This window comes from Amycolatopsis alkalitolerans (assembly GCF_006152065.1).
GTDB classification, from domain to species: Bacteria; Actinomycetota; Actinomycetes; order Mycobacteriales; family Pseudonocardiaceae; genus Amycolatopsis_E; species Amycolatopsis_E alkalitolerans.
This window is the reverse complement of the sequence record NZ_VDFW01000003.1, coordinates 221,906-248,233: the sequence shown is the minus strand read 5'-3', so window position 1 is coordinate 248,233 and position 26,328 is coordinate 221,906. Positions and strand designations below refer to the sequence as shown.

Below are 26,328 nucleotides of genomic sequence, written 5' to 3'. Positions count from 1 at the left end.
TCCAGAGTAGGTAGGCGGTGTGGCGTCCCGGTCAGCCGGGCAGGCCCAGCAGGCCGGCGAGGCTGTTGATGGACACCCCGGGCGAACCGGCGACCCCGGGCGGGCCGGACTGCCCGGCCTGCTCGGCCAGCTGCTGCTGCGGACGGTCCGCGTTCTGGTTCACCTGCTGCTGACTCGGCACCGTCGGCACCCCGTTGTACGGCGCGTTCTGCGAACCCCGGACGTCGATCGGGCTGCCCGTCGGTTCGGCACAGTAGGCGTTCCAGTTCGGCGAGCGCGGCGCCGTGTCCGCGCCGGTGCGGTAGTAGCCCGGGTCCGGGTAGCCCTTGATGCACGGCGGCGGGTCGAAGGTGTTCAGCACGAGCCCGAGATGCGCCGTGCCGTCGCCGGGCACCACGCTGAACGCACCGGCCGCCAGCTCCGGGTAGGTCACCAGCACCTGCTCGATCCCGTCCTGCCGGGTCAGCAGCAGGTTCGACGTGGTGAGCAGGTTCGCGAACAGCTCGGCCAGCCCCGGCCCGGTGTCGGTGATCAGCTGGTTGATCGACTGTGCCGCGCCCGGGGCGGCCTGGATCAGCCTGCGCAGGTCGGGGTCGGAGCTCTTCAGCGTCGCGGACAGCTCGTTCAGGTTCCGGCTGAACTCGGCCATGTTCCGCGCTTCGTGGTTCTGCGTGTCGAGCACCTGGCCACCGGCGTTGAGCAGCTGCACCGTCTGCGGCAGGTTCTCCTGTGCGGACTTGGTGAAGTCGCGCAGGGTGTCCAGCAGCACCTGGAGGTCGGTCCCGGTGCCGTTGAAGGCGTTGTAGGACTCGTCGACGACCGTGCGCAGCGCGTCCGTCGGGACCGAGCGGGCCAGCCCGTCGAGATCACCGATGACCTGCTGGGTCGCGATCGGCGTCTGGGCCTTGCCTGCCGGGATCACCGAACCGTCCTTGAGGTACGGCCCCGCGTCGTGCGCCGGGCGCAGGTCGACGAACTGCTCCCCGACCGCCGACCGGTCGGCGACCACCGCCTGCAGATCGGCCGGCACCTTGGGCGCGCTCGGGTCGATGTCGAGATCCGCTTCGAGACCGGTCGCGGTCAGCCGCAGCGGGCCGACGCGGCCGATGTTGAAGCCCCGGTAGGTCACCTCGGCGCCGGTGAAGATGCCGCCGGACTGCTCGAGCTCGAGCTTGACGGTGTAGCCGTGCTGCCCGAACACCTGCCCGAGCCCGGCGAACCGGATGAGCGCGTAGACGATCGCGACGACCGAGATCACTCCGAAGGCGATGAGCTGGAGCCTCGTCCTGCGTACCAGCATCAGGAACCTCCCCCCAGCAGGCCGAACAGGCCCGAAAGCCCGCCCTGGGACTGCTGACCACTCGTGGTGCTCTTGGGTGAGCCGGCGTCCAGTGGCAACGGCGGCGTGGACGAGGACCCGCCCTGCGTGCCGCCGGCCAGGCTGCTCGGCAGGATCCCCTGCAACGGGTTGTCACGGCTGCGGCCCAGGTTCTCCAAGACCGTCTGCAGGTTCAGGTCGATGTTCGCGTACAGGTTGAAGTAGTCGCCCTTCGCACCGGCGAGGGCCGAGTCCGTGAAGGGGTAGGTGAACAGCAACTCGAGCGACTTCGGCAGGTCCGAGCCCGCCTGGCCGAGCTTCTGCAGTGTCGGCAGCAGCGCCCGCAGGTCCGCGACCACGTCCGCCTGGCTCTTGTTGATCGTGTCGACGGTGACCCCCGAAAGGCGCTGCAGGGCCTGCAGCATGGTGACCAGCTGCGTGCGCTGCTGTTCGAGCACGCCGAGACCGGGGCCGAGGTTGTCGATCGCGCCGGCGAGCTTGTCCTTCTGCGTGGCCAGGGTGGACGAGAGCCGGTTCAGCCCGTCGAGCGCCCTGGTGATGTCACTCGACTGTTTGTCCAATGTGGACACCAGCTGGTTCGCGTTGTCCAGCAGGTTCCGGATATCGGGCTCGCGGCCGGAGGTCGCGGAGTTGAGCTCCTTGGTGATCGTGTTGATCTGCTCGACCCCGCCGCCGTTGAGCAGCATCGACAGGGCGCCGAGCACCTCCTCGACGTCCACGCTGCGGTTGGTGCGCGCGAGCGGGATCTCGGCGTTGTTCGTGAGCGTGCCCTGCGCGAGGTCGGGCCCCGGTGACTCCAGTTCGACGTACTTCTCACCCAGCAGGCTCGACTGCCGGATGTTCGCGAGCGCGTTCGCCGGCAGCTTCACGTCGCCGTTGATCTCCATCGTCACTTCGGCGTGCCAGCCGTCCGGGGTGAGGCCGATCGACTCGACGCGGCCGACCGGGACCTCGTTGACCTTGACCCCGGACTTCGGCACGAGGTCGAGCACGTCGGAGAACTGGGCCCGGACGGTGTACGGGTGGTCACCGACGTCGGCGCCGCCCGGCAGCGGGAGGTTGTAGATGCTGCCGAACCCGCAGCCGGTGAGCGTCAGCGCGGCCACGGTGCCGACAGCGACGAGGGCGATGCGCTTCACTGCGAACCCCCCGTTCCGTAGAGGTCGACAAACGGCAGCGGCAACGGCGGCAGCTGACCGTGTTGGAGCGCGTACACGGTCTGCGCCAGCGAAGGCAGCTTCAGCGTGCCGTCGAGGATCGGGGCGACCGAGTCGCACAGATGGCCGACCGCGGCAAGCTGGTTCTGCTCCTTGAGCAGACCGCAGATCATCACGATCGGCGGCTGGGTCAGCTCGTTGAGGTTCGGCCGCGCGTCGAGTGTGCCCGACGACCCGTTGTAGGCGTTGGCCACGTTGCCGAGGCCGACCGGCGCGATGTCGAGGATCTGGGCGAGCGCGCTGCGCTGGTCAACGAGCACCTTCGTCACGCTCGCCAGGTTGTCCACATTGGACCGCAGCTTGTCGTGGTGGCTGTCGATGAAGTTCTGCACCATCGCGAGCGTCGTGCCGAGCTGCTGCACGGTCGCGGCGAGATTGTCCTTCTCCCCCGCCAGGTAGCCGCTGACATCGGCGAGCTGCGACTCGAACTGGCGCACCTGGCTGTCGCTGTCCGCGAGCGTCTGCGAGAACTGCGCGAGGTTCTGGATGGTGGCGAACAGGTCGTTCTTGTTGCCCGACAAGGTCGTCGACAGCTGGCTGAGCTTGGTGATGGTGTCGTGCAGCGACTGGCCGTTGCCGTCGAAGTTCTTCGAGAGCGTGGTCAGCAGATCCGACAGGGACCCGTTCTTGTTGACCCCGTTGGGCCCGAGCGACTGGCTGATCTTGTCCAGGCTCGCGTACAGGTCGTCGACCTCGATCGGCACCGCGGTCCGGTTCAGCGGGATCGCGGCATCGTCCGCGATGACCTTGCCGCCGGTGTAGGCCGGGGCGAGCTGCACGTACCGGTCGCTGACCAGCGAGGGTGCGACGATCGCGGCCTGCGCGTCGGCCGGGATCCGGACCGTGCGGTCGTACTCCATGTCGACCCGCACCTGGTTGCCCATCGGCTGCACGCCGGTCACGGTGCCCATCTCGACCCCGAGCACGCGGACGCTGTTCCCGACGTAGAGCCCGATCGCGCTCGGGAAGTACGCGGTGAGGTGCTTCTTGTTGGCACCGGACAGGGTCCACCACAGCGCACCGGCGACGATGAGCCCCAGCACGCAGGCGACCGCGACCCCGCGGGCGAGGGACTGTCCGAAGCGGGTGTCCGTCATTTCGGGTTACACCCCTCCTGGTTCAAGGGGCCGACCGAAGGCAGCAGCAGCCCGCAGATGTAGTTGTCGAACCAGTGCCCGTTGCCGACGGTGTTGGTGAACACCCGTATGTAGGGCGCGAACTTCGCGATGCCCTGCGCGAGCGCGTTCTGGTTGCGCTGCAGCATCGAGGTCAGCTGGTCCAGCGAGTTCAGTACCGGGGTCAGCTGCGTGTCGTTGTCGTTGATCAGCCCCCGCAGCTGCGTCGACAGCTCCTGCGAACCGGTCAGCAGCGTCGAGATCGCCTGTTCCCGCTGGGTGATCTCGTCGAGCACCTTGTTGCCGTCGGTCAGGATCTGGGTCAGCTCCTGGTCGCGGTCGGCCAGCGTCTGGCTGATCTGCTTGGTGTTGGCCAGCAGCTGGGACAGCTGGGTGTCGCGCTTGGCGATCGTGTCCGACAGCTGCTGCAGCCCCGACAACGCGCCCTTGACCTCGGTGGGCGTGCCGGCCAGCGTCTGCGACAACGTGTCGAAGCTGCTCGCGAGCTGCTGCGTGTTGATCTGGTCCACTGTGGACGAAAGGTCCCGGAACGCGTCGAGCACGTCGTAGGGCGAGAGCGTGCGCTCCTTGGGGATCGTGTCGCTCGGGTCGAGCGTCGCGTTCCCCTGCGGGTCCAGCGCGAGGTACTTCTGGCCCAGCAGGGTCTTGATCTTGATCGCCGCGCTGGTCTTGTCGCCCAGCCACGCGTCCTTGACCTTGAACGACACCTTGACCTGCGCGCCGTCCAGCGCGACGTCGGTCACCTTGCCGACCTTGACCCCGGCGATGCGGACCTCGTCGTCCGGTTTGAGCCCGGCCGCTTCGGTGAAGTCCGCGCTGTAGGTGGTCCCGGCGCCGATGATCGGCAGGTTGTCGGCGTTCAGCGCGACGACGAGGCCCAGCACCATCAGCACGAGGCCGACGATCGCGATGGGCACGGGATTGCGCGACTGGAAGCTCTTCATGACGTGCACCGGGGCTGGGTCGACGGCTGCAGCGGGACGTTGATCGACGGGACCAACGGCGGCAGCGCCACCTTGCCGTTGGTCGAACACAGGAAGAAGTTGAACCAGGACCCGTAGTCCGCCGTGCTCGTCAATTCGGTCACCTTCTGCGGCAGGTACTGGATGAAGTGCTCGACGAGCGACTGGTTGTCGTTGAGGTTGTCGCTGAGCACGCCGAGCGCCGCGATGTCGTTCTTCAACGGGTCACGCGCCTTGTCGAGCAGGCCGGCCGTGGTGTTCGCGAGGCCGCCGAGCGCGTCGATGGCGTCGCCGATGGGTTTGCGGTCCTGCGCGAGCCCGGACACCAGTTGCTGGAGGTTCGTGATCAGCGTGTCCAGTTGCGGGGTGTGCGCGTTGACCGTGTCGAGCACGTTGTTCAGGTTGTCGATGACCTCGCCGATCACCTGGTCCTTCTGCGCGATCGTGCTGGTCAGCGTGGCGGTGTGGGCGAGCAGGCTGTCGATCGTGCCGCCCTCGCCCTGCATCACCTGGATGATCTCGTAGGACAGCTTGTTCACGTCGTCCGGGTTGAGCGCCGCGAACAGCGGTTTGAACCCGTTGAACAGTTCGTCGAGATCGAGCGCCGGGGTGGTGTGGTCCAGCGGGATCGTCGAACCCGGTTTGAGCGCGCCCTGATCGCCACCCGTGCCCTGCGCGAGCGAGAGGTACCGCTGCCCCACCAGGTTCCGGTACTTGATCGTCGCGGTGACGTCCGCGGGCAGGGTGCGGTTCGAGTCGACCTCGAAGTCGATCTGCGCCTGGCGCCGGTCGACGATCTTGACGTCGGTGACCTGACCGATCTTCACGCCCGCGATGCGCACGTCGTCACCGGGGAGCACCAGCGTCGCGTCGGTGAACCGCGCGCTGTAGCCCCTGGTCGAACTGGTGTCGATGTTGGCGATGCTGATCCCGAGTATCGCGGTGAACAGCACGGTCACCACGATGAAGATGACCAGTTTGGTCAGCGGTGCGGCGACACCCCTCACTTGACGGTCACCTCCGCTCCGCGGTACAGCGGGCCGACCAGCAGCCCGCTCCAGCCTGGCATCTCGTCCGCGGTCAGCCCCACCTGCGGGCCGACCAGCGCGTCCAGGAACTGCTGCTCGGCCGGGGTGTTGGCCGGGTTGCCCGCAGTCGTGCCGCCGCCGTTGTAGCCGCCGGCGTTCGCCGTGTTGTAGCCGGGGACGAGCCCGTCACTGGCCGTCTTCGGCGGCGGGCCCGGTTTGCTGCCGTCCTTGACCGGACCGTCCGGCGGGTACTGCGGGAACGGGTTCGGGGCGTTCTTGATGTCGTAGCAGCGGGGACCGCGCTTGTCCTCGAACTTCGGTTCGTCCCGGCCGGCCACGTACTTGCCGCGGCTGACGACGACCTCCAGTGTCGCGTGCAGGCCCGGCTGGTTGGTGCCCTTGCCGTATGCCTGGTCCAGCCGGCCCACCAGCTGCGACATCCCGCCAAGGAAGCACGGATACTCCGGCGCGTACTTCGCGAGCAGCTCCGCGGTCGGCCTGGCGCTCGCGCTGAGGCTGATCAGGTTGCTCGCGTTGGCGCGCAGGAAGGAGTCCAGCGTCTGCGAAGCCCCGGTCACCTGGCCGTAGAGGGTCTGCAGGTTCTGCTGCTCCGCCACGATGGTCCTGCTCGTGGTCGAGAAGTTGTCCAGCGCCTGCACCAGATCCGGCGCGGCACCGGAGAAGTTGTCGGAGAACTTCGCCAGTGCCTGCAGGTTGTGCTGCAGTTCGGGCAGGTGCGGGTTCAGCCCGTCCAGATAGTGCCCCAGATCCGACAGGGTCTGGCCGAGTTCGTTGCCCCGGCCCTGCAGCGCGGTGGAGATCGCGGTCAGCGTCGCGGAGAGCTTCTGCGGCTGCACGGCCTGCAGCACGGGCATCAGGTCGTCGAGCGCCTTCGACAGCTGCATCGCGGCCTGCGACCGGTCCTCGGGGATCACGTCGCCGTTGCCCAGCGTCGTGCTCGACGGGTTCTGCGGGATCGCCAGCGACACGTAGCGCTCACCGAACAGCGTCTTCGGCAGGAACTGGGCGGTGACGTTCGACGGGATCATCTTCGCCGACGCCGGGTCGAGCGCGAGGGTCAACTCGGCGCCGTTCTCGGTCGCGGCGATCGACTTCACCGAGCCGACGATCAGCCCGCGCACCTTCACGTCCGACTGGTCCTGCAACTGGTTGCCGATGTCGCTCGCGTCGAGCTTCACGTAGACGAACTTCGAGAACGCCTTGTTGTACAGGGCGATGGAAAGCGTCACCCCGCCGACCATCACGGCGATCAGGAGCAGGCCCAGCAACCTGCGGCGCAAGGTCGTCATCCCGCGATCCTCACCGTCGTCGTGGTGCCCCAGATGGCGAAGCCGATGAAGAAGTTGATGATCGCCACGGTCACGATGGACAGGCGCACCGCGCGGCCGACCGCCACGCCCACACCGGCGGGGCCGCCGGAGGCGCGGTAACCGAAGTAGCAGTGCGTCAGGATGATCACGACACTGAAGATCAGCACTTTCACGAACGAATAGAAGACGTCCTGCGGTGGCAGGAACAGGTCGAAATAGTGGTCATAGGTCCCGGCCGACTGGCCGTAGATATAGACGACCACGAGCCTCGATGCCAGGTAGGACGACAGCAGGCCGATGATGTAGAGCGGGATGACCGCCACGAACCCGGCGATGATCCGCGTCGTGACCAGGTACGGCAGGCTCGGCACGGCCATCACCTCGAGCGCGTCGATCTCCTCCGAGATCCGCATCGCGCCCAGTTGCGCGGTGAAGCCGGCGCCGACCGTCGCCGACAGCGCCAGGCCCGCGACCAGCGGCGCGATCTCGCGCGTGTTGAAGAACGCGGTCAGGAACCCGGTGAACGCCGAGGTGCCGATCGAGTTGAGCGCCGAGTAACCCTGCAGGCCCACCAGCACACCGGTGAACAGGGTGAGCCCGACCATCACGCCGACCGTGCCGCCGATCACCGCGAGCGAGCCCGAGCCGAAGCTCACCTCGGCGAGCAGCCGCAGGACTTCCTTGGTGTAGCGGCGAATCGTCCTCGGTGTCCACGCCAGCGCCCTGGCGTAGAAGGACATCTGGTCGCCGAAGTTGTCGAGGACCTCGAGGGGCCGGTTCGCGATGCGTTTCGCGGTCTGGCCGAACGTCGCCATGATCAGCTCAACTTTCCGGGCACGATCTGGAGGTAGATCAAGGTGATCACGAAGTTCACGACAAACAGCATCAGGAACGTGATGACGACGGACTGGTTCACCGCGTCGCCGACGCCCTTCGGCCCCCCGGCCGGGTGCAGCCCGCGGTAGGCGGCCACCACGGCGGCGATGAACCCGAAGATCAGCGCCTTGAGCTCACCGACCCACAGGTCCGGCAGCTGCGCCAGCGCCGAGAAGCTCGCCAGGTACGCGCCGGGTGTCCCGCCCTGCAGCACCACGTTGAAGAAGTAGCCGCCGAGCACGCCGATCACGCTGACCATGCCGTTGAGCAGGAGCGCGACCAGCATCGACGCGAGCACGCGCGGCACGATCAGCCGCTGCACCGCGGAGACGCCGAGCACCTCCATCGCGTCGATCTCCTCGCGGATCGTGCGGGCGCCGATATCGGCGCAGATCGCGCTGCCCCCGGCGCCGGCGACCAGCAGGGCGGTCACCAGCGGGCTCGCCTGCTGCACCGTGGCCAGCACGCTGCCGGCACCGGTGTAGGACTGCGCGCCGAGCTGGCGGGCGAGCGAACCGAACTGCAGTGAGATGACCGCGCCGAACGGGATCGCCACCAGCGCGGTCGGCAGGATCGTGACACTCGCGATGAACCAGGACTGCTGGATGAACTCGCGAACCTGGAACGGCCGCTGGAAGAACCCGCGGATGATGTCCAGCCCGAGAGCGAACAGCTTCCCGGTCTCCCGCAGCATCCCGGCGCCCGGGATCTTGGCTGGAGAGGCCGTGGAGGTCATGCCGTGCCCCTCACCCTGCTGCCGGGTGCCGTGAGGGGGTCCCTCATGCCCTTTTCGGCCGTGAGGGACCCCCTCACGGCACCAGTCGTCCTAGTCATCGCGGTCCCGGCCCCTGTTCAGGGCGGCGGCCGGTTCTCGGGAGCCGCGCGACATCGTCAGGGGGCAGCTGGCCCTGGTGGTGGCTGGGCACGGGATGCGTCTCGATGGTCTGCTCCCAGTCCGGCGTCGTATGACGCGGATACACACCGTAGTGCCGCTGCTCTTCCGCGGACAGGGACTCGATGATCCCTTCCTGTGCGGCCGGCGGCAGCTGGCGCAGGATCTCCATGACCCGGTCCTTGCGGCGCACCGCGCCCTGGCGAGCCGGCAGCCCCGGCGCGGGCTGCATCTGCGCGGGGATGCCCACGACCTCCTCGACGCCTCCGACGTGGTGCCCGGCCTCGAACATCGCCCGCTCGGCGGCGATCGTCGCGGAGTCCTTCTCCTCGGACATGCCGATCGGCCCGTCCATGCGGCCGTTGAGGAACTGCTTGACCACCGGTTCCTCGCTGGTCAGCAGCACCTCGCGCGGGCCGAACATGACCAGTTCCTTGCGGAAGAGCATGCCGAGGTTGTCCGGCACCGTGCGGGCCAGGTTGATATTGTGCGTGACGATCAGGAACGTCGCGTCGATCTGCGCGTTCACGTCGAGGAACAGTTGCGAGATATAGGTCGTGCGCACCGGGTCCAGGCCGGAGTCCGGCTCGTCGACCAGGATGATCTCCGGGTCCAGCACCAGCGCCCGCGCCAGGCCGGCACGCTTGCGCATACCGCCGGAGATCTCGCCGGGCAGCTTCTTCTCCGCCCCGGCCAGACCGGTCATCTCGAGCTTCTCCAGCACGATCCGGCGGATCTCGGTCTCGGACTTCTTCGTGTGCTCCCGCAGCGGGAACGCCACGTTGTCGTAGAGGTTCATCGACCCGAACAGCGCGCCGTCCTGGAACAGCACCCCGAACAGCTTCCGCGTCTCGTACAGCTTGTGCTCACTGCAGCGGACGATGTCCACGCCGTTGATGAGGCATTTGCCCCGGTCGGGCTTGAGCAGGCCGATCATCGACTTGAGGAAGACGGACTTGCCGGTGCCCGAAGGGCCCAGCATCACCGACACCTCACCAGGAGGGAGGGTGAGTGTCACGTCCCGCCAGATGGTCTGTCTGCCGAAGGACTTCGTCAGACCTTCGATGACCACCTCGGCACCCATCGCACCTCCCGGAGCTCCTACGGTGACGGCTCACACACCCTAGACAGGTTGCGCACGGTGAGCGCGTCCGCGTCACGTTTCCCAACGAGCACGGCGCGGTGCAGGTTACTCACGAGTTTGGCAATCCAGCAACCAGGTGAGGAAAAAAGGTGCGGGGACTTCACAGCGCGGTCGGCCTAGACTTCGATCAGCCGCCTCAGCACGAACCTGATCGCTTCGATCTCCGCCTTGTCAAGGCGCGCGCTGTGTTGCCTCACCAGACGCCGGCGGCTGATCGACTTGAGCTGATCACACATCGCGAAACTCGACTGTCCCAGCGAATCGAGCCGAGGCTGGAAGGGCAAACCCCGGTCCTTCGTCGTGCAGGGCACCACGAGGACGAGATCGTTCGGCAACTCGCAGGCGAACGCCGAACCCACGACCACCGCGGGCCGTTGACCCGCCTGCTCGCGGCCGACCTGCGGGTCGAAGTCGACCCACCACACCTGCCACGGCCAGACCGTCCGGGTCACTCAGCGACCTCGGTATCCACCTCGGCCAGTCCGCTGCTCTCTCGCAGGTAGTCGTCGGCCATCTCCGGATCGGCGGCCAGCCGCGCGAGGGCTCGGCGCGACTCGTGCTCGAACAGCAGCACGCTCAGCGCGTCGTCGAGCGTGGCGCCGCCGAGTTCGGATTCGGCGATCCGGGCAAGCCGGTTCCGGTTCTCCTGCGCCACCCGCATACTCGTCTGCATACCTGTAGTATGCACCCTGGATGCGCGTGCGGCAACTCCGCGCAGAAAACAGGGCGGGCACCCCTCACGGGATGCCCGCCCGGCAGTTCGGGATCGCCCGGAGACTACTTGACGCTGACCTTCGCGCCGGCAGCCTCGAGCTTCTCCTTGGCCGCGTTGGCGGCGTCCTTGTCGACCTTCTCCAGCAGCGGCTTCGGGGCGCCCTCGACGAGCTCCTTGGCCTCCTTCAGGCCCAGGCCCGAGACGACCTCGCGGACGACCTTGATGACCTGGATCTTCTTGTCGCCGGCGCCCTCGAGGATGACGTCGAACTCGTCCTTCTCCTCCTCGACCGGGGCGGCGGCACCGGCGGCACCCGGGGCGGCGGCCACGACGGCGGCCGGGGCGGCGGCGGTGACGTCGAAGGTCTCCTCGAACTTCTTCACGAAGTCCGAGAGCTCGAGCAGGGTCAGCTCCTTGAACGCGTCGAGCAGTTCTTCAGTGCTCAGCTTCGCCATGATGGCGTTCCTTTCTTTCTAGGTTCGGGGTGTGAAACGGTCAGCTCTCGGCCGGTGCTTCGCTTTCGCCGCTCTGCTTCTCCTGCAGCGCGGCGGCTAGGCGGGCCACCTGGGACGCCGGCGCCTGGAACAGCGCGGCGGCCTGGGACAGCTTCGCCTTGAACGCGCCCGCCGCCTTGGCGAGCAGGACTTCGCGGCTTTCGAGATCGGCGATCTGGTTGATCTCGGCCACCGTGAGCGGGCGGCCGTCCATGTAGCCGCCCTTGATCACGAGCGCGCTGTTGTCCTTGGCGAAGTCACGAAGCGCCTTCGCGGCGTCGACCGGCTCGCCCTCGACGAAGGCGATAGCGGTCGGACCGATGAAAAGCTCTTCGAGACCCTCGATCCCGGCGTCCTGGGCGGCACGCTGGACGAGGGTGTTCTTCGCGACCCGGTACTTGGCACTGGTGCCGAGAGCGCGGCGCAGCTGGCTGAGCTGGGAAACCGAAAGACCGGTGTACTCGGTGACCACGGTGGCCGAGCTGCTGCGGAACCGGTCCGCGATCTCGGCGACGGCCGCCACCTTGTCGGGCTTCGCCATTCCTCGCCTCCTCTCTTGGCTGGTGACCGCCAGCCCGTGAAGGAGCCCGAAACGACGAAACGCCCCTGCGCAGCAGACGCGGGGCGTTCGAGCCAGGGTGCAGACATGCACCACGGCAGAGCCTCGTTCCTCCTGCGCGGGCCGCCCGCTGCTGCGGGGCCTTCGTTCCACACGACGTGTGGAAGACCAGCGGTCTTCGGTAGAACCGCTGTCGAGTATACCCGGGTGTCACCTGCCATCATGGGCGGGTGGCTGGAGAGCGAGACGAGTCCGACGACCGGGGCGAGCTGGAGCGCGCACGCCCCGCGGAGCCTGCCCCGCCGCAGCTGGATCCCGAGCAGCTGCGCCAGTTCCAGCAATTCCAGCAGTTCCAGGACTACCTGAGGTTCACCGAGGCGCAGAAGCAGAACGGCCAGCTGGTGCACACGGAGCCCGGCGGGCCGCCCGTGCCGCCCCCGCCGCAGGGTGGACTCGTCCAGGCGCCCGAGCCGCCGCGGCGGCCGCCGATCCGGATGCCGCGGTTCGCCAAGCGGATCCTCGCCTCGGTCCTGTCCGCGTTGATCTTTCTGGCGGTACTGGGGATCGCGGGCAAGCTGCTGTACGACCATTTCTTCCCGGCGCAGGATGACAACAAGCCCGCATCGGAGACCGGCGGCGGGACCTACCACGCGAACAAGATCCTCTCGGCGCAGCCGTACGAGGCCGTCCGGAAGGTGTACCAAGAGATCGCGATAGGCAGGCCAGACCTCGCCTGCGGACAGTTGGACTCGCCGACTCAGGACAAGTTCGCGCGCGACGTCGGCGCCGCCGACTGCCAGCAGGCCGTGCTGGACCTGAAGACCAAGGTCACCAACGTCAACGACTACGCCGAGTCGATCTCACCGCAGCAGTACGATCCCACCGCCACCACCATCACGATCAACTCCTGCGACTTCTCCATCACCGGCGGGCCCGCGCTGGGGGTCTTCACGGTCGAGAAGCAGCCACTCAACCAATGGCTGATCACCGGGCACGCGCCCGGCCCGCGCAACTGCACGCCGCCGACACCTACCTCGTAACGCAAAGAGCCGGTTCCCACGCGGGGAACCGGCTCTCTTCTCGTCGCCGTCAGGCGTTCGCGTCCTCGGTGAGGAGGTTGCGGGTGCGCGCCGGGTCGACCGGGATGCCCGGGCCCATGGTGGTGGAGAAGGTGATCTTCTTCAGGTACCGGCCCTTCGCGGCGGACGGCTTTGCCCGCAGGATCTCGTCCAGCGCGGCGGCGTAGTTCTCGACGAGCTTCTCCGGCTCGAACGAGGCCTTGCCGATCACCAGGTGCAGGTTGGCCTGCTTGTCGACCCGGAAGTTGATCTTGCCGCCCTTGATGTCGGCGACGGCCTTCGCGACCGCGGGGGTCACGGTGCCGGTCTTCGGGTTCGGCATCAGGCCACGCGGGCCGAGGATGCGGGCGATGCGCCCGACCTTCGCCATCTGGTCCGGCGTCGCGATCGCGGCGTCGAAGTCGAGCCAGCCACCCTGGATACGCTCGATCAGCTCGTCGCTGCCGACCGCGTCCGCGCCGGCGCCTTCGGCCTCGGCGGCCTTGTCACCGACGGCGAACACGATCACGCGGGCGGTTTTACCCGTACCGTGCGGCAGGTTCACGGTGCCGCGGACCATCTGGTCGGCCTTGCGGGGGTCGACGCCAAGGCGCACGGCCACCTCGACCGTGGCGTCCATCTTCGTCTTGGAAGTCTCCTTCGCGAGCTTCGCCGCGTCGAGCGGCGCGTACAGCCGCTCGTGGTCGATCAGCTCGGCGGCCTGACGATAGGCCTTGCTGCGCTTAGCCATGCTCTGTCCTTACTCCTTGAAATGGATCAGTCGTGGTGCCGGGCCAGCGCTGGGCCCTCCCACTGAGCCGTCGTTACTCGACGGTGATGCCCATCGACCGGGCGGTGCCGGCAATGATCTTGGCTGCTTGGTCGATGTCGTGCGCGTTGAGGTCGCTCTTCTTGGTCTCGGCGATCTCACGCACCTGGTCCCAGGTCACCTTGGCGACCTTGGTCTTGTGCGGCTCGCCGGAGCCCTTCTCCACACCGGCGGCCTTCAGCAGCAGCTTCGCGGCCGGCGGGGTCTTGAGCTTGAAGTCGAACGACCGGTCTTCGTACACGGAGATCTCGACCGGCACCACGTTGCCGCGCTGCGACTCGGTCGCGGCGTTGTAGGCCTTGCAGAACTCCATGATGTTGACGCCGTGCTGACCCAGCGCGGGGCCGACCGGCGGGGCCGGGTTCGCGGCACCCGCCTGAATCTGCAGCTTGATGATCGCTGCAAGCTTCTTCTTCTTGGGTGGCATTACCTGTTCCTATCCACTGCTGGCTCCCCCGCGCGCCTGCCTGCACACAGGGGCCGACGATCCAGTGTACGGACCGTCAGATCTTGGAGACCTGGCTGAACGACAGCTCGACCGGCGTCTCCCGGCCGAAGATCGACACCAGGACCTTCAGCTTCTGCCCGTCGGCGTTGACCTCGCTGATCGTCGCGGGCAACGTCGCGAACGGGCCGTCCATGACGGTGACCGACTCGCCGACTTCGAAGTCCACCTCGACCGTGGTGGACGCACCGGTCTCGGCCGCGGCGGCCTCGCCCTTGGCCTTCGCCGGGGCGGGCTTCTCGACCTTGGGCGCCAGGAACTTCAGCACCTCGTCGATGGTCAGCGGCGAAGGCTTGTTGGTGGCGCCGACGAACCCGGTCACACCCGGGGTGTTGCGGACCGCGCTCCACGAGGCGTCGTTGAGATCCATCCGGACCAGGATGTAGCCGGGCAGCACCTTGCGCTGCACCTGCTTGCGCTGGCCGTTCTTGATCTCGGTGACCTCCTCGGTGGGCACCTCGATCTGGAAGATGTAGTCCTCGACGTCCAGGGTCTGGGTCCGGGTCTCGAGGTTGTTCTTCACCTTGTTCTCGTAGCCGGCGTAGGAGTGCACGACGTACCACTCGCCGGGCAGGCTCTTCAGCTCCGCGCGGAGCTTGGCCACCGGGTCCTCTTCGTCGGCCTCGGGCTCGGTGTCGACGACGACGACGGCGGCCTCTTCTTCGGCGGGTTCGAGGTCGGCCTGCGCCTCGGCGGTGTCCCCGGCTGCCTCGTTCGCGGGCTGCACCGGCTCGTCAAACTCGTCGCCGGCGGCCACGCCGTTCTCGGAGGTCACGTTCCGTCCTCTCACTTGATCGCTTGCCGTGCTGGTGCCGGCCGGGCGCGTAGGGCGCGCGTCAGCCGAACAGCCAGAACACGCCCTTGCGGAACACCCAGTCCAGCAAGTAAACCAACGCGACCATGAAAGCCACGAAGACCAGCACCACGGTGGTGTAGGTGACCATCTGGTTGCGCGTCGGCCAGATGACCTTGCGCAGCTCGGCCAGCACCTCGCGGACGAACCGCATGAACCGCGCCACCAGGGAAGGCTTCTTCTCCTTGCGATCCCGTTTCGGGGTCGCCCTTCCCTTCTTCTCGGCGGGCTTGGCCGCCCCGTCCGCGGACGACGCGCCCGGCCGCGTCTTGTCGGTCTCCTTCGCCGCGGCCTTCCCGGCCGGGCGAGCGGAGGCGCGGCGCTCGCGCCGAGCCGCGGCGGTGACCGGACGAGAAACCCGCTTGGGCTCCTGTTCCTTCTCGCCGCCGGCGTCGCTGTCGCTCACGACTTCTCCTCCGCGTTGCCGCCTACTTATGTCGACGCAGGGGTGACAGGACTTGAACCTGCAACCTGCGGTTTTGGAGACCGCTGCTCTGCCATTTGAGCTACACCCCTTCGAGCTGAACCACCGCTCGCAGGACACCTTTCACCAGCCCCGTATCCCGTACGGGGCCAAGCGCCGGGCGTTCCAAGTTCAGGAGTCTACGGCAAGCCTCGAACGGACCCGCAACCGAGCCCTCGGGAGGACCTGCCCTGCGTGGTTGATCACATTCCACGCGTGCCACCATGGAGGCCATGACCTCTCCCGCAACCGCCACCCGTCCGCGCATCTCGGCCCGCATCGCCGGCATCACGCCGTCGGCGACCCTCGCGGTGGACGCGAAGGTCAAGGAGCTCAAGGCCCAGGGCCGGCCGGTGATCGGGTTCGGCGCGGGACAGCCTGACTTCCCGACGCCCGACCACGTCGTCGAGGCCGCCGCGGCCGCGGTGCGCGACAGGGCCAACCACGGGTACACCCCCGCGGCCGGGCTCCCCGAATTCCGTGAGGCGCTGGCCGCGAAGACGCTGCGCGACTCCGGGTTCGACGTGAAGCCTTCCCAGTTCCTCGTGACGAACGGCGGCAAGCAGGCCGTTTATTCCGCGTTCGCCACGCTGCTCGACCCGGGCGACGAGGTGCTCCTGCTGGCGCCGTACTGGACGACGTACCCAGAGTCGATCAAGCTCGGCGGCGGGGTTCCGGTGCAGGTCACCGCCGACGAGTCGACGGGTTACCTGGTGACGGTCGACCAACTGGAGGCCGCGCGCACCGAGCGAACGAAGGTGCTGCTGTTCAACTCGCCGTCGAACCCGACCGGTGCGGTGTACCCGCGCGAGCTGATCGAGGCGATCGGCAAGTGGGCCTACGAGCACGGCATCTGGGTCGTCACCGACGAGATCTACGAGCACCTGACCTACGACGACGCGAAGAACTACTCGCTGCCCGTCGTGGTGCCCGAGATGGCGGACCAGACGCTCGTGCTCAACGGGGTCGCGAAGACGTACTCGATGACGGGCTGGCGGGTCGGCTGGATCCTCGGGCCGCAGGACGTGATCAAGGCGGCCTCGAGCTACCAGACCCACCTGTGCGGCAACGTGTCGAACGTCGCGCAGCGCGCCGCGCTGGCCGCGGTCGCCGGGCCGCTCGATGTCGTGCAGGAGATGCGCGCCGCGTTCGACGTGCGCCGCAAGAGGATTGTGTCGATGCTGTCGGAGATCCCGGGCTTCGAATGCCCCACGCCGAAGGGCGCGTTCTACGCGTACCCGTCGGTGAAGGGCGTGCTGGGCAAGGAAATCCGCGGCGAACGCCCTGCCGATTCGCTGGAACTGGCAGACCTGATCCTGCGCGAGGCCGAGGTCGCCGTGGTGCCGGGCGAGGCCTTCGGGACGCCGGGGTACTTCCGGTTCTCCTACGCCCTCGCGGAGGCGGACCTGGTCGAAGGCGTGAGCCGCATCGGCAAACTCCTGGCCGAAGCAAGGTAAGCGACGCCGGGCCACCCCAGCCCCTCCCTTAACCCCGATACGAAGCCGCATTAGCGGTCGGGGTGGGTGGGGGCAAGATCAAAGGATGCCTCGCCGGCGGGCAGGCTCCGGGATGGCCCGAGGTTTCGCAGGGACAGGAACCCCGGGCGGGTGGTCGCGTTGAGTAGTCAGCTCTGGGTTTGCTTCACGGCTTGCGGCCGAGTCTGTGCTCAGTCCAGGTCTAGGGCCGTTCTGATCGCGTCGGCGAGTTCGCGTTCTTGCCCTGACAGCAGAAAACCCAGGTGCCGTCCGAGGTCGGCCTTCGGGATCGTCTGGATGTCGTCGCAACTGATCACGCCGTCCTGATCGAGGCCGTTGGCTGGTCCGACCGCGACCTCTGTCGAGATGCCACGGACCGTCGACGTGATCGGGGCTACCGTCACCCGGGCAAGGTGGGTTTGGGATGCACGTCAGCGCACGACGGCGGTCGCCTTCCCCAGCACCGTTTTCCCGTCGAACTTGGCTGTGATGTCCACCCGTGCGGTGCCGTCCTCGCGGACCTGGCCGATCTTGCCGGTGAACTCCACCGTGGCACCTTTGTCGTCGTCGGGGACGACGACCGGGCGAGTGAAGCGGCAGCCGTACTCGACCAGCTTTCCCGGGTCGCCCAGCCAATCCGTCACCAGGCGCCCGCCCAGCGCCATGGTCAGCATCCCGTGCGCGATGACGTCCGGCAGGCCGACTTGCTTCGCGAAGCGCTCGTTCCAGTGGATCGGGTTGAAGTCCAGCGCAGCACCGGCGTACCGCACCAATCGGTCCCGCGTCACCTGCACCTGCAGCGGCGGAAGTTCCTCGCCCACCTGGTAGCCCATCACGCCCCCCGCACCACGAGCTGTGCCTTCGTCGTGCACACCAGCTCCCCCTCGGCGTCGGTGATCTCCGCGCGCACGGTCAGGAAGTCGTTCCCGGCCCTGGCCATGATGTCCTCCACGAAGGTCGTCAGCCGCAGCCTGTCTCCGGCGTGCGCCGGCCGCGCGTGCGTGAAGGTCTGGTCGCCGTGCACCATTCGCGAGTAGTCCAGGCCCAGCTCGGGATCCGCGACAATCGTGTTGATGGCGGCCAGGTTGATCACCGTGAGGAACGTCGGCGGCGCGATCACGTCCGGATACCCGGCCGCGCGCGCCGCCTCGACGTCTCGAAAAATCGGGTTCTCGTCGCCGATGGCGTCGGCGAACTCGCGGATCTTCTCCCGCCCGACTTCGTAGGTGCTGGTCGGCGGGTAGCTGCGCCCGATGAACGACTGGTCAAGTGCCACGCCGAGCACATTACCCAGCGAATGCGATCGCCCCGCAGGCAGGCGCTTTCGCAGTAAAGAGCGCACATGACACCGCCCCGGCCTCTGGCCGGGGCGGTGTGTGTCCGAGAATGCTCAGCGAGTTTCCTTGTGCACCCGGTGGGTACCGCAGTTCGGGCAGAACTTCTTCATCTCCAGGCGATCCGGGTCGTTGCGCCGGTTCTTCTTGGTGATGTAGTTGCGGTGCTTGCACTCCTCGCACGCCAGCGTGATCTTCGGTCGCACGTCGGTGGCAGCCACGGCTACGCCTTTCTCTACAGAACTCGAATCCCGGTAGCGGTGGCCGGACTTGAACCGGCGACACAGCGATTATGAGCCGCTTGCTCTGCCAACTGAGCTACACCGCCATAAGCGCCCACCCGCGGGGTCCAGGGGGCGTGCCCCCTGGCGGGGTCTGGGGGCCAGGCCCCCAGAGGACACTGCGAAGCGAGCCAGGTCCACGCTTTCCGTGGACAGACTACACCCACTCGCGAGCCCCTTTACGGAATCGAACCGTAGACCTTCTCCTTACCATGGAGACGCTCTGCCGACTGAGCTAAAGGGGCGCGTCAACGCCTTCACGTTGAAGCCTCGAAAAGATTACACGGCCGGTGGACGACGACCGGAACCGGGGTCGGCTAAGTCAGCAGGGTCAGGATCGTCTCCCGCTGGCGGCTGGCTGACCTCGCCGTTCGTGCCTGCAACCAGGCCTCCAGGCGGTCCTCGGCGAGTGGGCGCGAGATCAGGTAGCCCTGCGCCACGTCACAGCCCATCGCCTCGAGCTGGTCGCGCGCGATGTCCTCCTCGACCCCTTCCGCGACCACCGTGAGCCCCAGCGAGTGGCCAAGCTCGACGATGGACCGGACCACGGCCAGATCACCGAGGTCGGTCCCCATCCCCAGCACGAAGCTCTTGTCGATCTTCACCTCGTCGACCGGCAGGCGCCGCAGGTAGGCCAGTGACGAGTATCCCGTGCCGAAGTCGTCCACCGCGAGCACGATGCCCAGCGCGTGCAGTTCCTGCAGGATCGGCAGGGCCTTCTGCGGATCCGCCATCACCCCGGACTCGGTCAGCTCGAAGGTCAGCAGCTCCGGCGGCACGTCGAACCGCCGCAGGGCCTCGACGACCTTCGCCGGGAAGTCCTCGTCCGCGAGGTTCCGGACGGACAGGTTGACCGCGGCGGAGATCCGCAGCCCCTCGTCCATCCACTTGCGCACCCGGATCAGGGACTGCTCCAGCACGAACCCGGTCAGCACCCCGATCAGCCCGGCCGCTTCGACCGCGGGCACGAACTCGTCCGGATCGAGCTTGCCGAACTCCGGATGCACCCACCGCACGAGCGCCTCGACGCCGAGCACCTGCTTGCTCGGCAGGGAGATCTTCGGCTGGTAGTGCACGCTCAGCTGACCCTCTTCCAGCGCCTGCCGGAACTGGGTGACCAGCTGGAACCGCCGCAGGAAGATCTGGCCCATGCTCGGCACGTAGCCGCGGACCTCTTCACCGCCGCGCGTGGCTCGCACCGCGACGTCGGCGCGCTGGAGCAGCGAGTCGATGTCGAGGCCTTCGGCTTCGTCGGCCGACGGGGTCGCGTAGCCGACCATGGCGTTGGCCTCGACGGTGAGCCGGTCCACCGGGTACGGCGCGGACAGTTGCGCGCGCAGCCGCTCGGCGACGTCGTGAATCTGGGTGCTGTGGTAACCGACGAGCAGCGCGGCGAAGGACGCGCCTTCCAGCCGGGCCAGCGGGACGTCCGGGCCGAGGGCGTCCCGGATCCGCCGCCCGGCGGCGATCACCATCCGGTCCGCCCAGGTGTAGCCGAGGGCGTCGCTGACGGCCGAGAACACGTCGAGGTCCACGCGGAGCACGGCACCGTCCCGCCGGTCCCGCAGGGGTTCGCGCGCGACCTGACGGAAACCCGGCCGGTTGAGCAGGCCGGTAAGCGGATCGTGATAGGCGTCGTGGCGCAGGGTCGCGAGCAGGCGCCGGTTGTCCAGCGCCGTCGCGAGGTGGCTGGCCATGGTGCCGAGCAACTGCACGTCGTACTTGCCGAACCCGCGCCACCGGGAAAGCCGGTCGTGCGCCTCCACGACACCGAGCAACTGGTTGGCGCTGCGCAGCGGAACCACGAGCGCCTCTTGTGCGCTGCGGTCGGCAAGCGCGGAGGCGACGTCGGTGTTCGCCTCGGTGATGCGGAAGTGCCGGACGTGCGAGCCGGGCAGCCGGACCAGGGCGTCGTCGCCCAGCGTCTCGACGGGCAACGGCTCCCCGGCGACGACCGGAGTCATCGCGGCGGTCGGTTCGAACCGCAACCGGAGCACGACGCGCGCGGCCGACAGCTGGTCCTTGATGCGTTCGGCGATGGTGGCCCAGTCGTTCGCGTTGACCCCGCCGGCCAGATCGTCGATCCGGCTCGCGGGCCGCGCGGCCGCCTGCTGGCCCGACCTGGCGACCATCAGGCTCACATCGGAAAGCGCTTCCATGTCGCGCTGTTCCCGCAACAGGTCCGAATACGCCCAGTACAGCGCGGAAAGCCCGAGGAAGACCGCGACCACGAGCGGCCACGCACCGGCCGACCCGGCGATCACGAGGTACCCGCTCAGCCCGACCGAGGCGTTGACGAACCCGACGACGAGGATGCGCCCGGTCAGCCGCAGCGCGGTGCCGATCCGCATCCGCCGCCGCAGCACGCGCACGGCGGCGAGCGCAAGCAGCGTGCTGGCCAGCGGCGCGGTCAGGGTGCCGGCGAGCGCGGCAGGCCAGGTCATCTCCGTACTGCCCATCGCGCGCTGGATGAGCCCGGCGACCGCGAACGCGCTGGTGATCTCGAGCAGGAACGCGCCCGCGTTGTACAGCACGCGTCCGGAAACCCGGCGGACGACGAGCGTGCTGATCCCCGCGACGAGGTGCGCGACCAGCACGACCTCGAACGGCGCCACGAAGAACCCGATGACGAGCGGGATCTCGGTGAACGAGATGGTCCACGAGATGCCGCTGCGGACGTCGACGTTGATGCCGAGCTGCTCGGCGAGCAGGAACGACAGGGCGAGCACCGGGCCGATCCACCACAGCTCCGCCCGCCCGTGGAAGGGCTGCCACACCAGGGAGACCGCGATCGCGGCCAGGATGCCCGAGGTGAGCACGGTCAGCGTGTAGATCCGGAACCGCCGCTCGTCGCCGCGTGCCTCCCGGAAGGCCGGGCGGGCGCCGGTATCGGCCACCGCCGGGCCGGAAACATCCGGCGTGCCGCGTGTCCCCGGCATGCGACCTCCTTCCCCGCCCCAGGCCCCCGGTGCACGTGCGTCCCGGCATCCGCACGTGATCGACGCGCGAACGAGGGTGCCACTGTACCCCGGAGGGCGTACTTCGGCCTCTTTCCGGCCGCTATGAGATCAGCTCATAGTTAACAATCTGCCAACCGGGCTGAGCTGCGAGGACGACAGGGTGAAACGGGAGCCCTTTTCGCCTTCTTTTTCGATGACGAGCGGTAACCGGCCCCACTGTCACGGCGCCGGCTGGCCGGGGCTTGAATACGCGGATGGATACCGAGGCGATCGCAATGGCGCACGCCACCAGGTTGACCAGCTCCGATCCGCTGCTGCCCGCGTCGGATCCGTTCCGCGGGCGCGGTGTGGAAGCCGGCCGTTTCTGGGCAGAATGTGGTGAATCGGTGGCAGGCGGGTTCGCGAGCCGGACCGAGGTGACCCCGCAATCCGGTGACTCTCTGTGGCGAGCGCTGGTCGAGCACCGGCTCACGCTCCAGCTCGCCGGTCCAGAACCGGGTGATGCCTTCGCGGGGGTCCTCACGCAGTGGGAGGACTATCTCCGCGACGTGGCCCCGCGCGGCGACTGGGAGACGGCGGCCGTCGTCCCGCGCCCGAGCCGCGACCCGTCGGGTTCGGCGGAATTGCTGCGCCACGGTTTCGCGCCCGTGCGTGTGCTCGCCGTGCGCCCGGCCGACCGGCTGACCACGCCGGGCCCTTCGACCGAGCCCGGCGTGCGGATCCGCCCGGCCGAGGCGCGAGATCTGGACACGGCCGTCGAGCTGTACACCGAACTGCAGCGCTACGACACCCAGTTCGGGCTCGTGACCTTGCGGGAGAACGCGGGCCGGCTGCTGGCCGATGACCTCACGGGACAGCTCGGGCGAACCGAGCCCACGATGTGGATCGCTGAGTTGTACGGCCGCCCGCTCGGTCTGCTGCGGCTGGAGTTCCCGCCGGAGACGGGGTGGATCGCGCCCTACGTCGCGGCGGGCCGGGTCGGCTACCTGTCCTCGCTGCACGTCGCCGAGGCCGCGCGGTCCTCCGGCGTCGGCACTGCGCTCGCGGCGCATGCGCATCAGCTGTTCGACGAGGTCGGCGTGGAAGCGGTGCTGCTGCATCACGCGCTGGCGAACCCGACCTCGACCCCGTTCTGGTACGGCCAGGGTTACCGGCCGCTCTGGACCTACTGGTATCGCAGGCCCGCTGTGCGATAGAACACCCCCATGGGTGATACCCGGAGGTCCGTGCCAGAAGCCCCCGAAGGGGTCGACACCGAGAAGCCGTCCGTGGCCCGGATCTACGACTGGTACCTGGGTGGCGGGGAGAACTGGGCGATCGACCGCGAGTTCGGCAAGCGCGCGGTCGAGATGTTCCCCCATATCAAGGAGCTGGCGAGGCAGAACCGGGCCTTCCTCGGCCGTCTGGTGAAGGCCGCGATGGATGCGGGGATCCGGCAGTTCCTCGACCTCGGCTCCGGGGTGCCGACCGTCGGCAACGTGCACGAACTCGTGCGCGAGCATCTGCCCCGGGGCGAGCGGGCGACCGTCGTCTACGTCGACTACGAGCCCGTCGCGGCCGCGCACGCGACCGTGTTGCTGGAGCGGGACGACTCGACCGGCTGGGCCGGGCTCGTGCAGGCGGACCTGCGCGCGCCCGACACGGTGCTCGGCCACCGGATCACCAAGCGCCTCATCGACTTCCGGCAGCCGGTGTGCCTGCTGATGATCGCCGTCCTGCACTTCGTCGGCGGGGACGAGGACCCGGCCGAGATCGTCGCGCGGTACCGGGACCGGCTCGCTCCGGGAAGCTGGCTCGGGCTTTCGCACATCACCGACGAAAACGCCTCCGCCGAGGACGCCGCGGCCGTGCGCGAGGTGGCGGAGAACTACCAGCGCACGAGCAACCCGCTGTGGCTCCGCGGCAGCTCGGACCTCGAACCGTGGTTCGGCGGCTGGCCGTTGCTCGAACCCGGCCTCGTCACGCTCGCGGACTGGCGCTCGGACGAGCCGCTGACTCCTGCGGGACGGCGGGCGCAGCCGTTCGGGCTGTGCGGAGTCGCGGAGCGGCCTAGTGTTTCGTGATCTTGTTGTTTTTGCGCGCGGGTGTGTTTGTTCGCCAGGGTGCTGAGTTGGCCGTTGGTGTCGCTGAGTTGGCTCGGGGCGTTATCGAGTCGGCCGGCCGCTGTCGCCGGGGGCACAGTCAGCGACCGGACCAGCCAACTCGACACCGCAGCGGACAAACCCACCGACCCTACGGGCAAACACGGCAACGTAAACCGGACAGGATCACACGACACTAGCTGAACTTATTCCCGGATGAGCGCTCGCTCATAGCGAACGACCTGCGGAAACAAAATGACGCCGGGAGAAGTTGAGTGAATCAGACTCAACTACTAAGGAGCGTCCATGAGCGAAAACAAGCTCCTGCCCGTCCTGCCCCTCGATGATGACGTCGTGCTGCCCGGCATGATCGTCCCGCTCGAGCTCGATGTCGCCGAGAACCGTGCCGCGGTCGAGTCCGCGCAGGCGAAAGCACCGAGCACGCCGTCGTTCCCGGGCATCCGCTCGCTTCCGGCCACGAAGGCCGAAGTCCTGATCGTCCCGCGTGTCCACGGCGAGTACGCCGAACTAGGCACCGTCGCGACCGTCGAACGGGTCGGGCGGATCCCCGGCGGCAAGGCGGCCGTCCTCCTGCGCGGCACCGATCGGGCGCTCGTCGGTGCGACCGGCGAGGGTCCGGGCGCGGCACGCTGGGTGCAGGCCGAGACCGTCACGGAGCTGAGCGACGAGCGTGCGCAAACGCTTGCCGCCGAGTACAAGACCGTCGTGATCTCGATCCTGCAGCAGCGCGGCGGCTGGCAGATGATCGACGGCGTCCAGGAAATGGACGACCCGTCCGCGATCGCCGACCTGGCCGGCAACGCGCCGTACCTGAAGCTGGAGCAGAAGCTCGAGCTGCTGCGCACGCTGGACGTCGCGGCCCGGCTGGAGCGCGCGCTCGAATGGAGCCGCGAGTACCTGGCCGAGCTCGAGGTCACCGACACGATCCGCAAGGACGTGGCCGAGGGTATGGAGAAGCAGCAGAAGGAGTTCCTGCTGCGCCGCCAGCTCGAAGCGATCCGCAAGGAGCTGGGCGAGCTGGACGGCTCCAGCACCGACGAGGACGACTACCGCGCCCGCGTCGAGAAGGCGGACCTGCCCGAGCACGTCCGCAAGGCCGCGCTGGCCGAGGTCGACAAGCTGGAGCGGACCTCCGACCAGTCCCCCGAGGGCGGCTGGATCCGCACCTGGCTGGACACGGTGCTGGAGCTGCCGTGGCATCAGCGCACCACCGACGTGCACGACATCGCCGGCGCGCGGGCGGTGCTCGACGCCGACCACGCTGGGCTGGACGACGTGAAGGAACGCATCATCGAGTACCTGGCGGTGCGTGCGCGCCGTCAGGAGTCCGAGGTCGGCGGGCGGCACAACGGCGCCGTGGTGGCGCTGGCCGGCCCTCCCGGTGTCGGCAAGACGTCGCTCGGTGAGTCGGTCGCGAAGGCGATGGGCCGCAAGTTCGTCCGCGTCGCACTCGGTGGCGTGCGGGACGAGGCGGAGATCCGCGGGCACCGGCGCACCTATGTCGGCGCGCTCCCCGGCCGCATCGTCCGCGCCATCAAGGAAGCGGGCTCGATGAACCCGGTCGTGCTGCTGGACGAGGTCGACAAGGTGGGCGCCGACTACCGCGGCGACCCGACCGCGGCGCTGCTGGAAGTGCTTGACCCGGAACAGAACCACACCTTCCGCGACCACTACCTGGAGGTCGAGCTGGACCTGTCGGACGTGGTGTTCCTGGCGACCGCCAACGCGCTGGAGACGATCCCCGGTCCGCTGCTGGACCGGATGGAGCTGGTCACCCTCGACGGCTACACCGAGCACGAGAAGGTGATCATCGGGCGCGACCACCTGCTCCCGCGCGAGCTGGCGCGGGCGGGTATGAAGCCGGGCGACGTAGTGCTGACCGACGCCGCGTTGAGCCGGATCGCAGCCGAGTACACCCGCGAAGCGGGCGTCCGGAACGCGAACCGGACCATCGCGAAGGTCCTGCGCAAGATCGCGACCCGGGTGGCCCTCGACGAGGCTTCGCTGCCGATCACGGTCGATGCCGAGAACCTGACCGACTACCTCGGCCGGCCGCGCCACCTGCCGGAGTCCTCGCTGCCCGCGTCGACCCAGCGCACCTCGACCCCGGGCGTGGCCACGGGTCTCGCGGTGACCGGCGCCGGTGGTGACGTGCTCTACGTCGAGGCCTCGCTGGCGGACCCGGAGTCCGGCGGCGTGGGGCTGACCCTGACCGGTCAGCTGGGCGACGTGATGAAGGAGTCGGCGCAGATCGCGCTGTCGTACCTGCGTTCACACGGTGCGGAGCTGGAACTGCCGGTCGGCGATCTGAAGGAGCGCGGTATCCACGTGCACGTGCCCGCGGGCGCGGTGCCGAAGGACGGCCCGTCGGCCGGGGTCACGATGACCACGGCCCTGGCGTCGCTGCTGTCGGGCCGCGTGGTCCGGGCGGATGTGGCGATGACCGGTGAGGTGTCGCTGACCGGGCGGGTGCTGCCGATCGGTGGCGTCAAGCAGAAGCTGCTGGCGGCGCACCGGGCGGGGCTGCGGATGATCATCATCCCGCAGCGCAACGAGCCGGACCTCGACGACGTCCCCGCGGACGTCCTCGCGGAACTGGACGTGCACCCGGTGTCGAACGTCCGCGAGGTGCTGGACCTGGCGCTCACCCCGGCGTCGGCTCCCGTGGCACAGGCCGCCTGAGTACAAAGTAGACAACGACTACGCCGGCGGGCCGCGCCGGCGTAGTCGTTTGCGCGATTCCCGATTCGTCCAGGTTCGTGATCTACCGCGCCT

The 26,328-nt window shown here is 68.2% G+C and carries 27 protein-coding genes and 3 tRNA genes; 5 read left to right on the top strand and 25 right to left on the bottom strand.

Going from position 1 to position 26,328, the window contains the following annotated elements; translation table 11 throughout:
- Positions 1 to 31 precede the first annotated feature (31 nt).
- The 13 genes from FG385_RS05310 to rplJ all read right to left on the bottom strand — a co-directional run bounded on the left by FG385_RS05310 (position 32) and on the right by rplJ (position 11,675).
- Positions 32 to 1,300: an MlaD family protein gene (locus FG385_RS05310; protein ID WP_139095444.1), complete on the bottom strand. Its 1,269-nt coding sequence runs from the start codon at positions 1,298 to 1,300 to the stop codon at positions 32 to 34.
- Positions 1,300 to 2,478, bottom strand: a complete 1,179-nt coding sequence (locus FG385_RS05305) for an MCE family protein (RefSeq protein ID WP_139095443.1) — start codon at positions 2,476 to 2,478, stop codon at positions 1,300 to 1,302. Before FG385_RS05305 ends, FG385_RS05310 begins: the two co-directional genes overlap by 1 nt.
- Entirely contained in the window at positions 2,475 to 3,653 is a 1,179-nt protein-coding gene (locus FG385_RS05300) for an MCE family protein (RefSeq protein ID WP_139095442.1), read from the bottom strand. Before FG385_RS05300 ends, FG385_RS05305 begins: the two co-directional genes overlap by 4 nt.
- Positions 3,650 to 4,636 carry an MCE family protein gene (locus tag FG385_RS05295; RefSeq protein ID WP_139095441.1) on the bottom strand — a complete coding sequence of 329 codons (987 nt, stop codon included), beginning with the start codon at positions 4,634 to 4,636 and terminating at the stop codon, positions 3,650 to 3,652. Before FG385_RS05295 ends, FG385_RS05300 begins: the two co-directional genes overlap by 4 nt.
- Complete coding sequence (locus tag FG385_RS05290; protein WP_139095440.1) at positions 4,633 to 5,661, bottom strand: MCE family protein; 1,029 nt, start codon at positions 5,659 to 5,661, stop codon at positions 4,633 to 4,635. Before FG385_RS05290 ends, FG385_RS05295 begins: the two co-directional genes overlap by 4 nt.
- Positions 5,658 to 6,992 carry an MCE family protein gene (locus FG385_RS05285; RefSeq protein WP_139095439.1) on the bottom strand — a complete coding sequence of 445 codons (1,335 nt, stop codon included), beginning with the start codon at positions 6,990 to 6,992 and terminating at the stop codon, positions 5,658 to 5,660. The genes FG385_RS05290 and FG385_RS05285 overlap by 4 nt, the downstream gene beginning before the upstream one ends.
- Positions 6,989 to 7,828: an MlaE family ABC transporter permease gene (locus tag FG385_RS05280; RefSeq protein ID WP_139095438.1), complete on the bottom strand. Its 840-nt coding sequence runs from the start codon at positions 7,826 to 7,828 to the stop codon at positions 6,989 to 6,991. The genes FG385_RS05285 and FG385_RS05280 overlap by 4 nt, the downstream gene beginning before the upstream one ends.
- Before the next feature lie 2 nt (positions 7,829 to 7,830).
- A complete protein-coding gene (locus FG385_RS05275; RefSeq protein WP_200834305.1) occupies positions 7,831 to 8,625 on the bottom strand; it encodes an MlaE family ABC transporter permease in 795 nt (264 codons plus the stop codon).
- A 94-nt stretch (positions 8,626 to 8,719) separates the two neighbouring features.
- Positions 8,720 to 9,865 carry an ABC transporter ATP-binding protein gene (locus FG385_RS05270; protein WP_139095437.1) on the bottom strand — a complete coding sequence of 382 codons (1,146 nt, stop codon included), beginning with the start codon at positions 9,863 to 9,865 and terminating at the stop codon, positions 8,720 to 8,722.
- A gap of 176 nt (positions 9,866 to 10,041) precedes the next feature.
- On the bottom strand, positions 10,042 to 10,377 hold the full coding sequence (locus tag FG385_RS05265) for a type II toxin-antitoxin system PemK/MazF family toxin (protein WP_139095436.1): 336 nt from the start codon (positions 10,375 to 10,377) through the stop codon (positions 10,042 to 10,044).
- The gene (locus FG385_RS05260) at positions 10,374 to 10,598 is read right to left on the bottom strand and encodes a hypothetical protein (protein WP_139095435.1); all 225 of its coding nucleotides are present in this window, start codon (positions 10,596 to 10,598) and stop codon (positions 10,374 to 10,376) included. The genes FG385_RS05265 and FG385_RS05260 overlap by 4 nt, the downstream gene beginning before the upstream one ends.
- Positions 10,599 to 10,702: 104 nt before the next feature.
- Positions 10,703 to 11,095, bottom strand: a complete 393-nt coding sequence (gene rplL / locus FG385_RS05255; RefSeq protein WP_139095434.1) for a 50S ribosomal protein L7/L12 — start codon at positions 11,093 to 11,095, stop codon at positions 10,703 to 10,705.
- A gap of 40 nt (positions 11,096 to 11,135) precedes the next feature.
- Complete coding sequence (gene rplJ / locus FG385_RS05250) at positions 11,136 to 11,675, bottom strand: 50S ribosomal protein L10 (RefSeq protein ID WP_139095433.1); 540 nt, start codon at positions 11,673 to 11,675, stop codon at positions 11,136 to 11,138.
- Between the two features lie 248 nt (positions 11,676 to 11,923).
- On the opposite strand from rplJ, the gene FG385_RS05245 reads away from it, so the two are divergent.
- On the top strand, positions 11,924 to 12,733 hold the full coding sequence (locus tag FG385_RS05245; protein WP_235022394.1) for a hypothetical protein: 810 nt from the start codon (positions 11,924 to 11,926) through the stop codon (positions 12,731 to 12,733).
- Positions 12,734 to 12,782: 49 nt separating this feature from the next.
- On the opposite strand, the gene rplA is transcribed toward FG385_RS05245, so the two are convergent.
- The 5 genes from rplA to FG385_RS05220 all read right to left on the bottom strand — a co-directional run bounded on the left by rplA (position 12,783) and on the right by FG385_RS05220 (position 15,454).
- Complete coding sequence (rplA, locus tag FG385_RS05240) at positions 12,783 to 13,502, bottom strand: 50S ribosomal protein L1 (RefSeq protein WP_139095432.1); 720 nt, start codon at positions 13,500 to 13,502, stop codon at positions 12,783 to 12,785.
- Positions 13,503 to 13,575: 73 nt separating this feature from the next.
- A complete protein-coding gene (rplK, locus tag FG385_RS05235; protein ID WP_139095431.1) occupies positions 13,576 to 14,007 on the bottom strand; it encodes a 50S ribosomal protein L11 in 432 nt (143 codons plus the stop codon).
- Positions 14,008 to 14,083: 76 nt separating this feature from the next.
- Positions 14,084 to 14,860 carry a transcription termination/antitermination protein NusG gene (nusG, locus tag FG385_RS05230; RefSeq protein ID WP_139095430.1) on the bottom strand — a complete coding sequence of 259 codons (777 nt, stop codon included), beginning with the start codon at positions 14,858 to 14,860 and terminating at the stop codon, positions 14,084 to 14,086.
- Between the two features lie 61 nt (positions 14,861 to 14,921).
- Positions 14,922 to 15,344 carry a preprotein translocase subunit SecE gene (secE, locus tag FG385_RS05225; protein WP_139095429.1) on the bottom strand — a complete coding sequence of 141 codons (423 nt, stop codon included), beginning with the start codon at positions 15,342 to 15,344 and terminating at the stop codon, positions 14,922 to 14,924.
- A 37-nt stretch (positions 15,345 to 15,381) separates the two neighbouring features.
- Positions 15,382 to 15,454 (bottom strand) — tRNA-Trp (locus FG385_RS05220).
- A 180-nt stretch (positions 15,455 to 15,634) separates the two neighbouring features.
- On the opposite strand from FG385_RS05220, the gene FG385_RS05215 reads away from it, so the two are divergent.
- Positions 15,635 to 16,858 carry a pyridoxal phosphate-dependent aminotransferase gene (locus FG385_RS05215; RefSeq protein ID WP_139095428.1) on the top strand — a complete coding sequence of 408 codons (1,224 nt, stop codon included), beginning with the start codon at positions 15,635 to 15,637 and terminating at the stop codon, positions 16,856 to 16,858.
- A gap of 209 nt (positions 16,859 to 17,067) precedes the next feature.
- Here FG385_RS05215 and FG385_RS05210 read toward each other — a convergent pair whose 3' ends face one another.
- From FG385_RS05210 to FG385_RS05180, 7 genes are all read right to left on the bottom strand, one after another.
- Entirely contained in the window at positions 17,068 to 17,280 is a 213-nt protein-coding gene (locus FG385_RS05210; protein WP_139095427.1) for a type II toxin-antitoxin system PemK/MazF family toxin, read from the bottom strand.
- A gap of 27 nt (positions 17,281 to 17,307) precedes the next feature.
- A complete protein-coding gene (locus tag FG385_RS05205; RefSeq protein WP_139095578.1) occupies positions 17,308 to 17,709 on the bottom strand; it encodes a MaoC family dehydratase in 402 nt (133 codons plus the stop codon).
- Positions 17,709 to 18,152, bottom strand: coding sequence for a MaoC family dehydratase N-terminal domain-containing protein (locus tag FG385_RS05200; RefSeq protein ID WP_139095426.1), 444 nt, complete (start codon positions 18,150 to 18,152; stop codon positions 17,709 to 17,711). The genes FG385_RS05205 and FG385_RS05200 overlap by 1 nt, the downstream gene beginning before the upstream one ends.
- Positions 18,153 to 18,266: 114 nt before the next feature.
- On the bottom strand, positions 18,267 to 18,431 hold the full coding sequence (rpmG, locus tag FG385_RS05195) for a 50S ribosomal protein L33 (protein WP_091505072.1): 165 nt from the start codon (positions 18,429 to 18,431) through the stop codon (positions 18,267 to 18,269).
- Positions 18,432 to 18,465: 34 nt separating this feature from the next.
- Positions 18,466 to 18,538: transfer RNA gene (locus FG385_RS05190), tRNA-Met, on the bottom strand.
- Between the two features lie 125 nt (positions 18,539 to 18,663).
- Positions 18,664 to 18,736, bottom strand: a tRNA-Thr gene (locus FG385_RS05185).
- Positions 18,737 to 18,808: 72 nt separating this feature from the next.
- Positions 18,809 to 21,430 (bottom strand): putative bifunctional diguanylate cyclase/phosphodiesterase, encoded by a 2,622-nt coding sequence (locus FG385_RS05180; RefSeq protein ID WP_139095425.1) that lies wholly within the window; start codon positions 21,428 to 21,430, stop codon positions 18,809 to 18,811.
- Between the two features lie 275 nt (positions 21,431 to 21,705).
- Between FG385_RS05180 and FG385_RS05175 the strand changes: the two genes are divergently transcribed.
- From FG385_RS05175 to lon, 3 genes are all read left to right on the top strand, one after another.
- Positions 21,706 to 22,647 carry a GNAT family N-acetyltransferase gene (locus tag FG385_RS05175; protein WP_139095424.1) on the top strand — a complete coding sequence of 314 codons (942 nt, stop codon included), beginning with the start codon at positions 21,706 to 21,708 and terminating at the stop codon, positions 22,645 to 22,647.
- 9 nt (positions 22,648 to 22,656) lie between these two features.
- Positions 22,657 to 23,514 (top strand): SAM-dependent methyltransferase, encoded by an 858-nt coding sequence (locus FG385_RS05170; protein ID WP_139095423.1) that lies wholly within the window; start codon positions 22,657 to 22,659, stop codon positions 23,512 to 23,514.
- Positions 23,515 to 23,838: 324 nt separating this feature from the next.
- Positions 23,839 to 26,235 carry an endopeptidase La gene (gene lon / locus FG385_RS05165; protein ID WP_139095422.1) on the top strand — a complete coding sequence of 799 codons (2,397 nt, stop codon included), beginning with the start codon at positions 23,839 to 23,841 and terminating at the stop codon, positions 26,233 to 26,235.
- Positions 26,236 to 26,328: the final 93 nt, after the last annotated feature.

Excerpts from the sequence above, each read along its gene's own strand:
- FG385_RS05215 (WP_139095428.1), top strand. The coding sequence starts at position 15,635 with ATGACCTCTCCCGCAACCGCCACCCGTCCGCGCATCTCGGCCCGCATC.
- FG385_RS05175 (WP_139095424.1), top strand. The coding sequence starts at position 21,706 with ATGGATACCGAGGCGATCGCAATGGCGCACGCCACCAGGTTGACCAGC.
- lon (WP_139095422.1), top strand. The coding sequence starts at position 23,839 with ATGAGCGAAAACAAGCTCCTGCCCGTCCTGCCCCTCGATGATGACGTC.
- FG385_RS05295 (WP_139095441.1), bottom strand. The coding sequence starts at position 4,636 with ATGAAGAGCTTCCAGTCGCGCAATCCCGTGCCCATCGCGATCGTCGGC.
- FG385_RS05300 (WP_139095442.1), bottom strand. The coding sequence starts at position 3,653 with ATGACGGACACCCGCTTCGGACAGTCCCTCGCCCGCGGGGTCGCGGTC.
- FG385_RS05275 (WP_200834305.1), bottom strand. The coding sequence starts at position 8,625 with ATGACCTCCACGGCCTCTCCAGCCAAGATCCCGGGCGCCGGGATGCTG.
- FG385_RS05205 (WP_139095578.1), bottom strand. The coding sequence starts at position 17,709 with ATGGGCTACCAGGTGGGCGAGGAACTTCCGCCGCTGCAGGTGCAGGTG.
- rplA (WP_139095432.1), bottom strand. The coding sequence starts at position 13,502 with ATGGCTAAGCGCAGCAAGGCCTATCGTCAGGCCGCCGAGCTGATCGAC.
- rplL (WP_139095434.1), bottom strand. The coding sequence starts at position 11,095 with ATGGCGAAGCTGAGCACTGAAGAACTGCTCGACGCGTTCAAGGAGCTG.
- rplK (WP_139095431.1), bottom strand. The coding sequence starts at position 14,007 with ATGCCACCCAAGAAGAAGAAGCTTGCAGCGATCATCAAGCTGCAGATT.
- FG385_RS05180 (WP_139095425.1), bottom strand. The coding sequence starts at position 21,430 with ATGCCGGGGACACGCGGCACGCCGGATGTTTCCGGCCCGGCGGTGGCC.
- FG385_RS05260 (WP_139095435.1), bottom strand. The coding sequence starts at position 10,598 with ATGCAGACGAGTATGCGGGTGGCGCAGGAGAACCGGAACCGGCTTGCC.
- FG385_RS05170 (WP_139095423.1), top strand. The coding sequence starts at position 22,657 with ATGGGTGATACCCGGAGGTCCGTGCCAGAAGCCCCCGAAGGGGTCGAC.
- FG385_RS05285 (WP_139095439.1), bottom strand. The coding sequence starts at position 6,992 with ATGACGACCTTGCGCCGCAGGTTGCTGGGCCTGCTCCTGATCGCCGTG.
- FG385_RS05280 (WP_139095438.1), bottom strand. The coding sequence starts at position 7,828 with ATGGCGACGTTCGGCCAGACCGCGAAACGCATCGCGAACCGGCCCCTC.
- rplJ (WP_139095433.1), bottom strand. The coding sequence starts at position 11,675 with ATGGCGAAGCCCGACAAGGTGGCGGCCGTCGCCGAGATCGCGGACCGG.
- FG385_RS05270 (WP_139095437.1), bottom strand. The coding sequence starts at position 9,865 with ATGGGTGCCGAGGTGGTCATCGAAGGTCTGACGAAGTCCTTCGGCAGA.
- FG385_RS05310 (WP_139095444.1), bottom strand. The coding sequence starts at position 1,300 with ATGCTGGTACGCAGGACGAGGCTCCAGCTCATCGCCTTCGGAGTGATC.